The organism is Streptomyces agglomeratus (assembly GCF_001746415.1).
In the GTDB taxonomy this organism is placed as follows: domain Bacteria; phylum Actinomycetota; class Actinomycetes; order Streptomycetales; family Streptomycetaceae; genus Streptomyces; species Streptomyces agglomeratus.
Genome location: NZ_MEHJ01000001.1, coordinates 113,701 through 128,183 on the forward strand (window position 1 = coordinate 113,701; position 14,483 = coordinate 128,183).

The window sequence follows — 14,483 nt, forward strand, 5'->3', positions numbered from 1 at the left end:
TCGGGGGGATCCGCCACGCTCGCATGCGCTGGCGCCTTCGCCGGATTTCGCACTGCTGCTGAGCACACTGAGCCATATGAACAAGGCGCGCTCCAAGGACCGTGGCGATGAGGGTGAGCCGGATTCTGGCGTTTCTCGTCCTTCCGATGTGCTGCCTGGGCTGGACCGGGAACAACTTCGGGTGCTGCGCCAGGTCGGCCGGCAGTGGGGTCGGGTATCCCCACTCCTCGGGGTAGCACACCGGGCGCTTCCTGTTGACCCCGACTTGGGGGCGTTTCCCCCGGCGGCGGACATTCGCCCTACCCGGTTCGGCCAGCTTGTGCACATCACCCCGCTGGGCGGACATGCATCGGCCCAGGCGGCCGACGTCGCTGGAGAGATCCCTGGGTCGCGGATGGGCCGCATCGCCCGTCGCGCCCGTCGGGCGATGCTCGGAGCGCCTTTGAAGAGCACCGCCGTCGCGCGTGAGAGCATGCGCAAGCTGGTGGCGCTGCCAGTGCTCTCGGCTGATGCTCTGTCGTCGGTGGCCTACGGCCCCGAAGCGATGCTGGGCGTACTCGTGCTCGCGGGCACTGCTGGGCTGGCGTATTGCCTGCCGATCGCTGCCGCCATTGCGTTTCTGATGCTGGCGGTGGGGGTGTCGTACCGGCAGACGATCCGCGCCTATCCCCATGGCGGCGGCTCGTACATCGTCGCCGGTGACAACCTGGGCCTTCTGCCGGGGCTGACGGCGGCGGGGGGCCTGCTGATCGACTACGTCCTGACCGTCGCGGTCTCGATCGCCTCCGGGATCGCCGCGATCACCTCCGCTGTCCCCTCACTGGCGCCAGCTGCGGTCCCCATGGGCCTGGCCATGATCGCTTTGCTGCTCGTCGGGAACCTACGCGGGATCCGACAGGCCGGGGCGCTGTTCGCCGCACCTACCTACGCCTTCATCCTCGCGATGTTCGCTTTGATCATCAGCAGCCTGGCGGACGCCACGGAGCGCGGATTCCAGCCGGCCCCCACCCCACACCTGAACGCAGCCGAGGGCCTCGGAGTCCTGCTCGTCATGCGCGCCTTCGCCTCCGGCTCTACGGCCATGACCGGCATCGAGGCCATCTCCAATGCTGTACCGGTCTTCCGGCCCGCTCGATGGCGCAACGCGCGCACCACCCTCACCTGGATGATCGGCCTGCTCATCGCCCTGTTTGCGGGTGTCGTCGCCATCGTTCACCTCAGCGGCGTCATTCCCAGCAGCAGCGAGACCGTACTGTCGCAACTCGCCCACCTGACCTTCGGTTCGGGCGCGATGTACGTGTTCGTCCAGGCGGCAACGGCGGCGGTCCTGCTCCTTGCGGCGAACACCGCCTACAACGATTTCCCGCGCGTGCTGTTCCTCCTCGCCCGCGACGACCACGCCCCTCACATCTTCCTCAGACAGGGCGATCGCCTGGCTTTCAGCAACGGCATCGCCCTGCTGTCGGCGGCTGCCGCCCTCGTCTACGTCGTATTCGACGGCAACACCAATTCGCTGATCCCGCTGTACGCCGTCGGCGTCTTCCTCGCCTTCAGTCTGTCGCAGGCCGGCATGGTGGTGCACTGGCGCCGCGTCCGCACCCCGCACTGGCGCAAGAGCCTCGCCTTCAACGCCACCGGGGCAGTGCTCTCCACCCTCGTCCTGATCACCGCCGCCATCACCAAGTTCACCGCCGGTGCCTGGGTCGCCCTCGTGGCCATCGGCCTGTTCTTCCTCCTGGCCACCCGCATCCGTCACCACTACCAAACGGTCGGCACAGCGCTCCGGCTGCACCCTGACACAGTCGAAGCGCCCGACCGTACCCTCGCGCCGGCTCCTGCACCTCCACTGACTCCACCACACCCCACGGCCCAGCCCGAAGCCAGACGGACCGACCGCGACGCAGAGGAAGCAGAAGAGGAGGAAACACCCCAGGCCATCCATCACCTGTCGGTCGTCGCCCTCGCCTCCCTCGACCTCGCCGGCCTGCGCGCCCTCGCCTACGCAGCCTCACTCCAGCAGCCCACGCTCGCCCTCCACATCAGCCCCAGCGAGGAGGAAGCCCAGCGCTTCCGCGACTACTGGACCACCTGGGGCGACCACGTGCCGCTGCACGTCGTCCTCTCCCCCTACCGCGCGATCACCGCGCCACTGATCCACTACATCGAGGCACTCCACCGCCAACGCCCCGACCTCACCATCACCGTGATCCTCCCCGAGATCGTCACCCAGCACCTGCGCCACCGGCTCCTGCACAGCAAGGACGCCACCCGCCTCAGACACGCCCTGCGACCACTACCCAAGATCGTCATCACGAGCGTCCCCTTCCACGTCCCATAAGAAGGGGCCTGCCCAGCGGAGCAAGACTGACGATCACCGCCAAGCACCCGATGACGACGGCCCGCTGCTATGACGGGCAGCTGGCCGTCCGGCGCGCGGACTCGGCAGTGCCGTCATTTCTCTTCGACATTCACGAGCCAACTGATTGGCAACTGACTCCGGAACCAATCGACAATCGCTGTCCCTGAGATGTACGAAGCCACGTGGGAGTCCCCGCACCGTCGTGCCAGGGCGCACACAGGTTTTGGAGGACTGTGAAATGACTGTTCGACCTGGGGTCTGGCTGTCGGACTAGAAGAACCGACGCGACCGCCTGAACGGCAGCAAACAGCGGAAGGCCCGGAGATCCTCTCGCCACGGGATGAGTCGCGCATCGAGATCGCGCGACGGGCCTGCTTTCTCAGCCATGACGCCCTGGCCCTCATGCCGACAGCGTCCAAGACTTCGCCCGGTGACTTCCTGAGCGGAGCGCTGGAGTTGCGCAGGAAGCTCGACCGGCTGATCGATGCTGCCGTGATCGCGGAGCGGGAGTGCGGAAGCACCTGGGAGCAAATCGCCCAGGCCGCGCAGATGACCCGGCAGTCGGCCCACGAGAAGTGAGCCCCCCAAGTACGGGCCTGGGCGGCCACCGGTCGTCAAGTCCGACCGGCGCATCGACTGAGCGCTCCATGGACACTGCGCGCTGGCTCGACAGCCGATACAAGCGAATGTGGGCCGATGAGCCGCATGCTGTCACTGCAGGACTTGATGCCACCCGTCACCCCGGCACCGACGCCTATGAAGCCGCGCAAAGGAAGCGGGGCACAAGCCTGCACGCCAGGCTCCTGGAGCTGCGAGAGCAAGCCAAGGCGCTCGATGCCCAGTACCACGGGCTCAAGGACGCCGAAGACGAAGACGGTCTCCTCCGCCTGGCAGGCGTGCTCACCGCCACCGCCGCCAATCACGACGCCCGAGCCGCCGTCTACGACCAGCTCGTCACCGCCGAGCCCTCCCTGTCCGACGAACACCGCGGCGAGGCCGAGCATCACGCTGAGGACGGGCAGGTTCTCCGCCCCGCCCGGCGCTGCCTGCTGCCAGCCGTCCGAGTGCAACTGCTTGATAGGCGCCAGAGGCTCGCTCTCGTGTCGTAAGCTCTCGAGAGGCCTCATGGCTATAGGCGGATGACGATGAGGGCGATGTCGTCGTCGGTGCCCTCTGCGACGAGGCGGTCCAGCAGCGCGTCGGCCAGCTGGTCGGGGGCGAGGGTGCTGACCTGGGCCAGGGCTGTGGTCAAGCGTGCCAGGCTGGCGTCGATATCCTCGTCACGGCGCTCGATGAGGCCGTCGGTATACATCACAAGGGTGTCCCCACGGGTGTAGGCGAGGCCGGCCTGGGGGCGGGGGACATGGTGGGGGCGGGCGCCGAGCGGCGGATCGGTCGCCTGGTCCAGCAGTTCAAAGGTCCCGTCAGGGTGGAGCAGGACGGGAGGTGGGTGTCCGGCGCTGCTGTAGATGATCAGTCTGCTGCGGGTGTCGATGAGGACCTTCACCGCGGTTGCGGCCGTCGCGCCGTCCAGGGAGCGGGCGTACAGCCCGAGGACCTCCAGGGCCTGGGCGGGACTGGGAGTGGCACGGATGACCGCGCTCAGGGCGCTGCGGAGCATGCCCATGACGGCCGCGGCGTGCAGGCCGTGGCCGACAACGTCTCCGACCGCCGCGGCGTAGCGGTCGGGTGGCAGGTCGACGACGTCGTACCAGTCGCCGCACACGTTCAGTGATGCGGTCGCCGGCAGGTAGCGCACGGCGATGTTGTCGGTGTGGTGCTCCAGGTCGGGGGCGGAGAGCATGGCTTCCTGCAGGGCGACGGCGACCTGGCGTTCACGGGCGTGGGCCTCACGGAGTTCCAGGTTCAGGCGGTTCAGCTCGCCGGCCCGCGCGTACAGCTCGGCTGCCATCCCCTTCTCCCGCTCGGTGAACTCCTCGGTGAGCTGGCGTGCCAGGCGTGAGTGGACGAAGGCGGTGACGTCCTCGGCCCGTTGGACGATCCACCTCACCTTGCCGTCAGGCCCGAGAATCGGGGTGTGGATCTCGGACCACCATCGCTCCTCGAACCCGCCTGGCTGGTCGAGGGCGGGGATGTCGTACCGCTGCAGCACCAAGGTGTCCGATTGCCCAGTGTCCAGCACCCGGCGCAGTGACGCCTTCAGGTCCTGTTGTGTGTCATCGAGGGTGCCGGGATTTGCAGGCAGGGCGTCGAAGAAATACTTCCCGATCAGCTGGTCTCTGGACCGGCCGGTGGTCTGCAGGTATGCCGTGTTGGCGTAGCGGATCACCAGGTCCGTGTCCAGCATGAGGTACGGGCTTGGTGTGGCGTCGAAGAACGCCGTGAAATCAATGTCGACTGTCATCACACGCTCTCCGTGACCTGTGAGCGCGACCGCCTGCACCTCCAATCTACGCACGATCCAGCCGCCGGGCTCAGGAGACGACCAAGACGTCAGCACAGGCCATAGCTACTACCGCGGGTTCTTGAAGCTTGCCCCCCAGGCATATCCGCCCCCGCAGACCCGCGTCGTGAGGGCCCTGCCCACCCCAGGGCCCTCACCCTCCTACCGGCCGGCAGCGCATGTGCTTCTCGCGCCCCCTGTCCGCCCGGGCTCCCGGGGGGAGCGCCATGAGGGTGTGACTTCCTCGGACGAGCAGAGTCAGGGGGCGGGACCACATCCGGCCGCCCACCTTGACGGCGCGGGCATGCACCCGGCGACGCGGGATCGACCAGGGGGCTGATCGCCTTGTGTCTGAGCGCGCCTGCCGACCCTAGAAAATCGAACAAGAGTAGCATTCCTTGCAGTCAGTCACCGGCCCCGAGTAGTCGAAGGCTCGTTACACGTAGTCAGCGGCGCTCACGATGCGACTGAACAGGTCCCGCCAGTCCGCTGCGGGCAGTACCCGGGCGGCCCGGCACAGGTCGACTGGGTAGCCGACGGCCAGGGACGCGGCGATCTCCAGTGCGGCGAGGTGCGGCCCCATGGCACCGGACTCCAGGTCGCCATCGTCGAGGGCGTCCGGTGAGCCGAGGAGGGCTAGGTGTTCTGCCCCGGGAGGTTGTGGACGGGTGAGCCATGTCTCGGCTGAGGGATCTTGAAATGGGTGAGGGCCTTCCGGTTCGGTGTGGATTGCGACGTCTACACCTACAGAAAGGCCCTCGTGCCCCACCGTAATGCACCCCTGACCGAGACCGGACGGCTGCGTCTTGCCCGTTGCGTGGTCGAGGACGGCTGGCCCCTGCGCCGGGCCGCCGAACGCTTCCAGGTCTCACCGACCACGGCCCAGCGCTGGGCCGACCGCTACCGCACACACGGCGAGGCCGGCATGAGGGATCTGTCCTCCCGCCCGCACACGAGCCCGCGCCGCACCCCGACCCGCACCGAACGGCGGATCATCAAGGTCCGCATCCTGCGCCGCTGGGGACCGGCCCGCATCGCAGGCCTGCTGCACCTGGTGCCCTCGACCGTGCACCGCGTCCTGACCCGCTACGGCCTGGCCCGCCTCACCCACCTGGACCGGGCCACCGGCCGCGTCATACGCCGCTACGAACGCGAGCGGCCCGGCGAACTGGTCCACGTCGACATCAAGAAACTCGGCAACATCCCCAACGGCGGCGGCCACAAGGTTCTCGGCAGACAAGAAGGCCGCAGCAAACGGCGCGGGGCCGGCTACAGCTATATCCACACGGCCGTCGACGACCACTCCCGCCTGGCCTACAGCGAGATCCTCACCGACGAGAGGAAGGAGACCGCCACAGCCTTCTGGACCCGTGCCCACGCGTTCTTCACCCAAGCCGGAATCACCGTGGAGCGGGTCCTGACCGACAACGGCTCCTGCTACCGCTCACGAGACTGGCGCAACGTCCTCGCCGAGGCCGGGATCACCCACAAGCGCACCCGCCCCTACCGGCCCCAGACGAACGGCAAGGTCGAACGCCTGAACCGGACCCTGCTCGACGAATGGGCCTACGCCCGCCCCTACCGCTCCGAGCAGGAACGACGCGACGTCTTCCCCGAGTGGCTGCACACCTACAATCACCACCGCGGACACACCGCGCTGAAGGGCCAACCCCCCGCCAGCCGCGTCCCCAACCTCACAGGGCAATACAGCTAGGACCCGGTCCCAGTTGACTGATGCTGAGTCCTCGGTGCGGACCGGGGAGGCGGGCACGCTGTACCGGCCGTTGACGAGCTGCCACACCTGGGGGTCGACCGGCTGCTCGATGCTGCCGCTGAGGGCAGGGTCGTGAACAAACCGACGGAGCCAGTACCCGTCCCGGTAAAAGCCGAGTACGACTGTCGCTCGCCGCATCTGGAGATTTCCGACGCTGGCCGTGAGCCACCGCGCAAGCCGCACGCCCTCGGGCACGGCACGTCGCGGGGCAGGGAGATCATCAGTGTCCACTTCGAAGTCCATGCAGCCACCTTGGCGGCGCTACGGGCCTAAGACACCAACACGCGCCACAGAGTTACCCGAAGAGGCTCCCGCAAGCGCGGCAAGACCATCGGCGGCGCGGGCGTCACGGACGACGCCATGCTCTCCATGGCCCTCCACTTGCGCGACCAGGAGATGAACCTGCGCGACATCGCCACCCGGCTCGTCATCACCACCGGCGCGAAAAAATGCTCCGCCCGGCCGGAGCCCTGGGAACCGGGCCCCGGCGGTCGGACAGATCAAAGCAAGGACAGCCCAGCAGGACGTCAGTCAGTGATTGGGTCACGACCACCGGGGACCCGGATATCACTATGACTGTCGGTGATGATGCCGAGCCGCCGCACATGCGCGTACTCGTCTTCGTCCTTCCACTGCCAGCCGGTCAGGTCGGGGTCGACGACCAGGTCCACGGTCAGGTCGAAGGTGTCGAACCCCTCCGTCGTACGGCAGGTGGGACGCTCGAAGTTCACGTACCAGTTCCGCAGTCCGGCGCTCGTGTAGAAGGCGTTGACGCTGAACCACTCCGTCGGCGGCTTCCACAGCAGCAGCTCGATCTCCTGCCACACCGCGGCCGCGAGCTCCCACACACCGGTCGCCATCGCGTCGAACGCCTCCGTGCGCACCGACCGGTCGCCGTCGGTACGGGCCTTGACGTACAGAGCGCGCGCCCGGCGGGCAAGCGGCCACCAGGGCCTCGCTGGTGTCGGCGACGACGCGCAGCGCGTGCTCGCTCCACACCCGGCCGGAGCGGTGCACGTCGCGCCGTACGACCGTCTCGCCTGCCTTGAAGCTCTCCATCAGGCCCTCCTCCGCGACGGCCCGCCCGGGACGTCTGGCGGGGTGGGCACCACCTCAGCGCAGCCTGGCCGGGCTGGGCAAGCCGCCGTTCGGGGCGGCTTGCCCAGGCTCCCCTTGGGCTTGCCCAGCAGCCGCGGCAGGCCGTACAGCCAGCCCGCCGCCACGTTCAGCGCGGTGCCGGCAGCGCTGCCAGAGGCCGGCGGTTCTCACCCTGGCCGGCAACCCGCCACACCGGCCGCTCGGGCCCGTGCGGGGTCAGCAGGGGCAGTGTCGTCGTCGCCACGGTGAGCCGCCAGTTCGGCCACCCCGGCGGCATCTACCACGTCGCCGGATCCGCAACACTCAACTCCTCCTCGGTGACCGCCAACACCCCCACCAACTGCACCGGCAGCCCCTCACCCGTCCCCGGCTGCATCGGGTAGCGCGCCCCCGACCCAGAGCTGTTCAGAGAGGGGCCCCTCACATGCTCGGTGGGGCCCGCTCCATGCGCCCTGTATGGCAGCCCGCGTGCTGCTGACCGGTCGTGCGGTCCAGGCCGAACCGGTCGACGCTCTCGCGTAGGGACTCGCCCGCGTCGAGCCAGGCGGTGGGACGTGGACTTCGCGCGGGGTGTCGATCAGGTCGGGGAAGCGTCCCTCGCGGTGGGCCTGGGCAGATGCCGGTACATCGAGGGTGTGTGCGGCAGCGCCTCCAGGCTGCCGGACCGCCCGAGCGCAGAATGCGCCCACGGTCGCTGAAGGCACCACCGAAGCAAGCCCGTACACGAGAACAGCACACGGGTAGAAACTGGACGATCGCCCCCCCCCTCGCTCGCTGGCTGGTAACCTGCTGGTCTCGATCCGCAACCCTTGACTCTGCTCACCCCTGATGGCAAACGTCGCCCAGGATCAGGGTCGGGTGCAAGATCTCCGCTCACGCGTTGAAGGGTCTTGTCGTGGACTGGTTCGAGCAGCTTGAAGAGACTCCAGCAACCGAAGGGCTTTGCCTGCTGACCGTCGTCAGCCCGCGCAAGGGCGAAGGCAGCAGCCCCACCGGGATCATCGGACGACACGTGGCACGACAGCTGCTTGGGGCGGGCAGGCAGGTACGGGTGGTGGCCGAGCCGAGCCAGTGCGATGGCTGGCCCGAAACCGTTGAAGTGGTGGAAGGGTCCATCACCCAGCCGCTTGAGTGTGCCCAGGCCTTCAATGACGTCGGCGCAGTATTCCTCGCCGGCGCCCATCCGTCGACGGTGCAGGAGACCCTCTCTCTGGCGCGAAACGCCGGCGCGGGAAGGGTTGTCGTGCTGTCGTCCCACGGGCCGGAGTACGAGGAGGCCTATCCGCCGGAGACCTGGTTCTGGCTCGCGATCGAGAAGGCGGCGGAGCGTTCGGGCCTCGTCTGGACCCACCTCCGCCCATCGGCCGTGATGGGGGCTCTCGTCGAGGGCACCTATCCGGCGACGGGGGCGGACTGGCCCGACACCATCCGGGCCAATGCGGTGGTACGGGAAGCCTTCCTCGATCAGGGCAAGTACCCCTTCATCCATGAAGAGGACCTCGCCGCCGTAGCAGTCGCCGCCCTGCTCAGCCATGAGCACGCCGGCACGATCATCGAGGGGGTAGGGCTGCCCCTGAGCACGCGTTCACGGATAGAGAGCATCGCCGCCGCTCTTGGCCACGACATCGACACCGTCGACCTGCAACCCGATGAGAGCCGGGCCGTCTGGCAGCGCCTCGGCTGGCCCGACAGCGCCATCGACGTGACCCTGTACGCGCTGAAGGAGTACGGCACCCGATACACCGAGCTCGTGCAGTGGACACTCGACCAGCGGCCGACCGTGAAGAGCATCATCGGTCGGCCATTGCGCACGTACGACGAATGGGTGAGCGAGAACATCGACGTTTTTCGGTGACCCGTTGACCCGGTGACCCGGTGACCCGGTGACCCAGTGGAGTGCCAACCAAGCAGACGGTCCCTGACTTCGAGGCTTCGCCGGGCCCTCGGCCCGGTCCCGAGGCGGTCTGACCAGCAAGGTCCACCTCGCCTGCGACGCTTTGGGCCGCCCGCTCGCAACAGCGTCATGGGTGGAACCAACGACTGCACCCAATTCACCGCGGTGATGGAGGCAATCCGGATGTCTGGCATCGGACCGGGACGGCCTCGGGTCCGCCCCGCTCATGTCCTCGGTGACAAGGGATACAACTCGAAGGCGTCGACGGGTTGGCGTGCTCGGCCGACATTGGAGTCGGCCGAGCACGCCAACCCGTCGACGCCGCCGGCCGCCTCCGCCCTTTCCGGGGCCTTCCGGAGCATCCGCTTGACGGTGCCGCCTGCCGCCCGTCGGACACCGCCCAGGCAGTGGGGGCGCTCTTGATCACGCACCCGGTCGGCCGGCCGCGTCTGTCGCAAGCCTCGTGTCGGACCCGCCAGCGCCCCCTGCCCTGCTGCGCCAGGATGATCCGCAACTTCGGGCGCAACCTCCTGCTGCAGCGCCGTGTTCACCACTTCAGCCGCGTCGTCGTACCGACCTTTGAGCTCCAGAACGCCAATGGAGGCGTCTACGAGGAAGCGGACCTCATCGAAGAGTGGTGCCTCGACCGAGAGCTGGACGGACTGAAGCCCCTCGATGCCGCAACCGAAGCCATGTCCTGGCTGCGCGGGGAAGAGGACGGGGTCCGTCGGCAGGCCCTCCTCAAGGACTCTCAGCGTCGAAGCACCGTACGCCGCCAGGCGAGAGCCCACGTGCGTGAGCTGAGCAGGAACACCGGCTGACACGCTGCGAGCCACGACCTAAACTGTGCTGGCCAGCAAACAATCCGCACTGCACACTCTGGGGCCAGCAGCACGGCTGTCCACATCACACAAACCCCCCCCCCGGCGGGGATCTTCGAGTTCCAGGGAACAGAAATGCCCCATCCCGGCAACCGCGGACCTGGTCGCTGACGATCATCAGGTGCGGCACCCCGTCTCGGTCGCCGCCGAGGGCGAGACGGCGTGGGAGTGAGAAGGGTGGCTTACGCTGGCTGACCCTGCCGGCGTGATGCCGGTGGGCCACCGGCGTGGGGATGAGAGCACTTCAGCGCGCTGGACTGGTGGAGGGCGCGAACGCGGGATGGGACAGGTGGTCGACTTGAGCGGGTCTGAGGGGGGCGCCGCCGAGGCGGCGGACGGGCTTGTTCGGCTGTGGGAATCCGTAGACCGTCGAGTCGCCCCCGCTGTTCCGCCCGCTCAGTTCCGTGTGCTGAGGGTGGTGGGCGCCGCCGGTGTCGTCACGTCCACGAAGATCGCCGAGGCGACCGGCGCAATGCCGTCGTCGATCAGCCGGCTGATCGGCCGGCTGCAGGGCGCCGGCCTGCTGGTGAAAGAGGAGAACAGCAGCAACCGACGGGAAACCCTGATCAGGCTGTCCGCTGACGGGCAGGAACTGTTGCGCCAGGTGCAGGAGCAGCGCGTGGATGAGCTTCGCCGCTTGTTGAAACCGCTGGGGCTCCGCGGCCGGCAGGCTCTCCTGCAGGGCATGACCGCGTTGGATCAGTCGCCCCTCTGGGAGGGCACAGGCGGGCCGGCCTCAGGTGGATAGCGCAGCGGATGAATACCTGACTGCCACGCCGATCGTTAAGATTTGACAATCGTTGCTCCGGGGCCAGAATGGCATCCGGAAACCGGGGCAGAAGGTCTGCGTCCTCGTGTGCAGGTAGGCGTGTCGCCTTCGGAACGGGGAGCGGGATGGTTGCGACAGCCTCAGGCCCCGCGTGCTGTGCCCGCGGGCGGGGGAGCCTCAGAGGCGGTGACGGCGGCCACAGCGGACAGACCGTCCAGCAGTGCGGCGCGGTCGCGGCTGGGCAGGGATTCGATGATCGGCATCAGGACTTCGCGGCGCTCACTTCGCAGCCGCTCCAGGTAGGCGCGTCCCGGGTCGGTGAGCTGCACCTGGACCTCCCGCCCGTTGTGCGGGTTTGCGGCGCGTTCGAGGAAGCCGACTGCCTCTATGCGGTCGCAGAGCTGGCTGGTGGCCGCAGAGGTGATCGACAGTGTCTGCGCGAGAGTGCGTAGGTTCGTGCCGTCGTGGTCTTCGAGCGTGTACAGCACGCGCAGCTGCGAGGGCGACAAGGGCGCAATGCTCACATCGGACGCGTTCGCCCACCGCTCCTCCATCAGGTCAAGAGCGCGGCTGGCAGCCTCGGCGACGTGGGTGGGCAAAGCGCGGGAGTGCGTCACCCGCCCACTGTGTCATCCCGCAGCCGACCTGTCTGCCACGGGCCGCCCCGACGTCTACGACCTGATGAAGTCGTTTTTCGCGTTTCTATGCGTGCTTCTCCCATCCGCACCGGGCGGCTGGCGATCTGTGAAGGCGGTCCACCGAATGAAGACTCTTCTTACGCTGGAGCGGGCTCTGCAAAGCGCGGCTCCGCACCAGTTGCTGGACACGTTGCGTGACCTGCTGGCTCGGCACTGGGGTGCGGATCCGGTGGAGCTGCTGCTGGCGGACTACGGGATGACCGTGCTGCAGCCTGTGTCGATCCCGCCCTACACGGGGAAGCCGATCTCCGCGTTCACCGGGGAGCTGGGGCGCCTGTTCGGCTCGCAGGAGACCACTGTCCGAGAAGTCGCGCCGGGGCGGGTGGAGGCGCTGGTGCCGGTGACGGTGCGCGGTGACCGGTTGGGCGTCCTGCGCGTGACGCTGCCCGCCGAGGCGTGCGATGTGGATGAGCTGGAGGTGATCGCGGGCGTCCTAGGTCGGGAGCTGGTGATGTCCGAGCGGGACACCGACTTGTATCTGCAGGCGCGCCGCACCCGGCGGCTGACGCTGGCGGCCGAATTGCAGTGGCAGCTCCTGCCGGCCCGGGCCTGTGCTCGTCCTGAGTACGAGCTGGGCGCCCAGCTCGAACCGGCCTACAACATCCACGGCGACAACTTCGACTGGTGTGCCGAGGCCGACTACCTGACGCTCACGGTGACCAACGGCATGGGTGAGGGCATCGACGCGGCTTTGCTGACGAACCTGGCGGTCAACGCCCTGCGCAACGCCAGGCGCGGCGGCACCGAGCTGGCAGGCCAGGCCGCGCTCACAGACCAGGCCATCTACGCCCACTACCAAGGGCGTATGCACGTCTCCACGCTGCTGCTGCGGTTCGAGCTTTCCACCGGGCGGGTGGAAGTGGTGGACGCCGGCTCCCCCCAGGCCTGGCTGCTGCGCGACGGCACGGTCTCGCTTGTGCCCTTCGATGCCCAATTGCCTTTGGGCATGGTGGAGGAGACGCCCTACGACGTCCAGTACATGGACGTGGTGCGCGGGGACCGGCTGCTGTTCGTCAGCGACGGCATCTACGACGCCGCTTCGGCGGAGGGTGAGAAGTACGGCGAGCGTGCCTTGGCCAGGGCTCTGACCGACACCCGGCTGCTGCCCGCAGCCCAAGTACCGGCCGCAGTGCTGCGCGCGCTCGAGGAGTGGAGGGGCACTCCGGCGCCGGCTGATGACGCGATGGTGGTGTGCCTGGACTGGCAGGGCGGGACTGAAGAAGCGGAGTAGGACGGGCCCCCGTTGCAACTCTTAAGTTGCGACAAGTATTCTCTCGCGGAGCCGCCAGCAGGGCGGCGAAGTGGAGGGAATCATGGTGGGGCTCATCAACGCCGTCGGCCGGGCGGCCGACCGGCTGCCGCCTCCCTCCGCGCCCCGTGAAGGGGCCTTGGCGCAGATCCTGCTCGTCGAGGACGACGACGGGGACGCCCTGCTGGTGGAGGAGCTTGTCCACGACACCACCCCGGCCACACAGCTGCTGCGGGCGCGGACACTGGCGCAGGCCCGAAGCATGCTGGAGGGCACGCAGCCCCCGCAGTGTGTCCTGCTGGATCTGCATCTTCCCGATGCGCAGGGGCTGGATCTGCTGCGGGAGGTCCTTCGCGCGTCACCACACGCGGCCGTAGTGGTGCTGACCGGGCTCGCCGAAGAAGACATGGGCCTGTCCGCCGTCGCCGCCGGCGCCCAGGACTACCTCGTCAAAGGACTCATCGAGCCGTCCGCCCTCGGGCGGGCGATCCGCTACGCCATCCAGCGCCGCCAGAGCGAGCAGGCCGCGGCCGTCATGCAGGCCAGCCGGCTGCGCGCCGAGGAGAACGCCCGCCTGGAACGCGGACTGCTGCCCTCCCCCCTGCTGCGATCCGACACCGTCCGCGTCACCACCCGCTACGACGCCGGACGCACCGACGCTCTCCTGGGCGGTGACTTCTTCGACGTCGTCGAATCGGCGGACGGCAGCGTGCACGCGCTGATCGGCGACGTCTCGGGACACGGGCCCGACGAAGCCGCGCTCGGCGTCTGCCTGCGGGTGGCCTGGCGCTCCCTCACCATGGCCGGAGCACGGGGCAACGACCTCATGCACCTCATGGAAGAGATCCTGCGCGCCGAACGCTCCTCCGCCGAAATCTTCGCCACCCTCACCACCTTGACCTTCACCCCGGACCGGGACGTGGCGGTCATCCTGCAGGCAGGCCACCCGCCCGCTCTCCTCATCACCGGCGCAAACCGGGCACAACTGCTGCAGACCCCCACAGGGCCGGCCCTGGGCATACTCCCCGCCTGTCTGGCCAGCTGGCCGCAGACCAGCATGGCCCTGCCCGGCGCCGGAGCACTCCTCCTTTTCACCGACGGCCTCTTCGAAGGCCGCACAGGACCGGCGGGACAGCGCCTGGGCGAAGAAGGGCTCCTCTCCCTCGTCCAGCACCACGCACACCTGCCGGCCGAGCAGCTCCTGGACACCCTCATCGCCCGCACGCAGGCACTGTCGGCCGCCTACGGCGGGCACATCGATGACCGCGCCCTCGTACACCTGGAATGGAACACGCAGTGAGTACCACCAGCCCGCCTCCCGCCCCGAGAGGGAACGCCTCGGCCGCCAGGCCCGAGG

Annotated in this window: 14 protein-coding genes and 1 pseudogene; 11 read left to right on the plus strand and 4 right to left on the minus strand. The window is 68.4% G+C overall.

Annotated elements, in window-relative coordinates:
* Positions 1-472 precede the first annotated feature (472 nt).
* From AS594_RS00555 to AS594_RS00560, 3 genes are all read left to right on the plus strand, one after another.
* Positions 473-2,338 (plus strand): APC family permease, encoded by a 1,866-nt coding sequence (locus AS594_RS00555; RefSeq protein ID WP_420877879.1) that lies wholly within the window; start codon positions 473-475, stop codon positions 2,336-2,338.
* A gap of 423 nt (positions 2,339-2,761) precedes the next feature.
* Positions 2,762-2,938 (plus strand): helix-turn-helix domain-containing protein, encoded by a 177-nt coding sequence (locus AS594_RS43745; RefSeq protein WP_141746906.1) that lies wholly within the window; start codon positions 2,762-2,764, stop codon positions 2,936-2,938.
* 68 nt (positions 2,939-3,006) lie between these two features.
* Complete coding sequence (locus tag AS594_RS00560) at positions 3,007-3,468, plus strand: hypothetical protein (RefSeq protein WP_069925134.1); 462 nt, start codon at positions 3,007-3,009, stop codon at positions 3,466-3,468.
* 20 nt (positions 3,469-3,488) lie between these two features.
* Here the strand turns inward: AS594_RS00560 and AS594_RS00565 are convergent, their stop codons facing one another.
* Together AS594_RS00565 and AS594_RS44325 are read right to left on the minus strand one after the other, a co-directional pair.
* A complete protein-coding gene (locus tag AS594_RS00565) occupies positions 3,489-4,724 on the minus strand; it encodes a PP2C family protein-serine/threonine phosphatase (protein WP_069935927.1) in 1,236 nt (411 codons plus the stop codon).
* A 475-nt stretch (positions 4,725-5,199) separates the two neighbouring features.
* The gene (locus tag AS594_RS44325; RefSeq protein WP_167367952.1) at positions 5,200-5,346 is read right to left on the minus strand and encodes a hypothetical protein; all 147 of its coding nucleotides are present in this window, start codon (positions 5,344-5,346) and stop codon (positions 5,200-5,202) included.
* A 177-nt stretch (positions 5,347-5,523) separates the two neighbouring features.
* Here AS594_RS44325 and AS594_RS00570 point away from each other — a divergent pair, with 177 nt between their 5' ends.
* Positions 5,524-6,477 carry an IS481 family transposase gene (locus AS594_RS00570; protein ID WP_069935928.1) on the plus strand — a complete coding sequence of 318 codons (954 nt, stop codon included), beginning with the start codon at positions 5,524-5,526 and terminating at the stop codon, positions 6,475-6,477.
* Between the two features lie 587 nt (positions 6,478-7,064).
* Here the strand turns inward: AS594_RS00570 and AS594_RS00575 are convergent.
* Entirely contained in the window at positions 7,065-7,421 is a 357-nt protein-coding gene (locus tag AS594_RS00575; RefSeq protein WP_240508873.1) for a ribonuclease FAU-1 family protein, read from the minus strand.
* 459 nt (positions 7,422-7,880) lie between these two features.
* Here AS594_RS00575 and AS594_RS44330 point away from each other — a divergent pair, with 459 nt between their 5' ends.
* From AS594_RS44330 to AS594_RS44335, 5 genes and pseudogenes are all read left to right on the plus strand, one after another.
* Positions 7,881-8,018, plus strand: coding sequence for a hypothetical protein (locus AS594_RS44330; RefSeq protein ID WP_167367953.1), 138 nt, complete (start codon positions 7,881-7,883; stop codon positions 8,016-8,018).
* Positions 8,019-8,530: 512 nt separating this feature from the next.
* On the plus strand, positions 8,531-9,490 hold the full coding sequence (locus tag AS594_RS00580; RefSeq protein ID WP_069925136.1) for an SDR family oxidoreductase: 960 nt from the start codon (positions 8,531-8,533) through the stop codon (positions 9,488-9,490).
* Positions 9,491-9,584: 94 nt separating this feature from the next.
* A pseudogene (locus AS594_RS45765) lies at positions 9,585-9,790 on the plus strand (transposase); the annotation flags it as partial.
* 242 nt (positions 9,791-10,032) lie between these two features.
* Positions 10,033-10,350: a hypothetical protein gene (locus tag AS594_RS00585; RefSeq protein WP_069925137.1), complete on the plus strand. Its 318-nt coding sequence runs from the start codon at positions 10,033-10,035 to the stop codon at positions 10,348-10,350.
* A gap of 340 nt (positions 10,351-10,690) precedes the next feature.
* The gene (locus AS594_RS44335) at positions 10,691-11,158 is read left to right on the plus strand and encodes a MarR family winged helix-turn-helix transcriptional regulator (protein ID WP_069925138.1); all 468 of its coding nucleotides are present in this window, start codon (positions 10,691-10,693) and stop codon (positions 11,156-11,158) included.
* Positions 11,159-11,319: 161 nt separating this feature from the next.
* Here the strand turns inward: AS594_RS44335 and AS594_RS00595 are convergent, their stop codons facing one another.
* On the minus strand, positions 11,320-11,688 hold the full coding sequence (locus AS594_RS00595; RefSeq protein ID WP_167367955.1) for a MarR family winged helix-turn-helix transcriptional regulator: 369 nt from the start codon (positions 11,686-11,688) through the stop codon (positions 11,320-11,322).
* Positions 11,689-11,941: 253 nt separating this feature from the next.
* Here AS594_RS00595 and AS594_RS00600 point away from each other — a divergent pair, with 253 nt between their 5' ends.
* Complete coding sequence (locus AS594_RS00600; RefSeq protein WP_069925140.1) at positions 11,942-13,108, plus strand: PP2C family protein-serine/threonine phosphatase; 1,167 nt, start codon at positions 11,942-11,944, stop codon at positions 13,106-13,108.
* Between the two features lie 82 nt (positions 13,109-13,190).
* Entirely contained in the window at positions 13,191-14,426 is a 1,236-nt protein-coding gene (locus AS594_RS00605) for a PP2C family protein-serine/threonine phosphatase (protein ID WP_079148392.1), read from the plus strand.
* Positions 14,427-14,483: the final 57 nt, after the last annotated feature.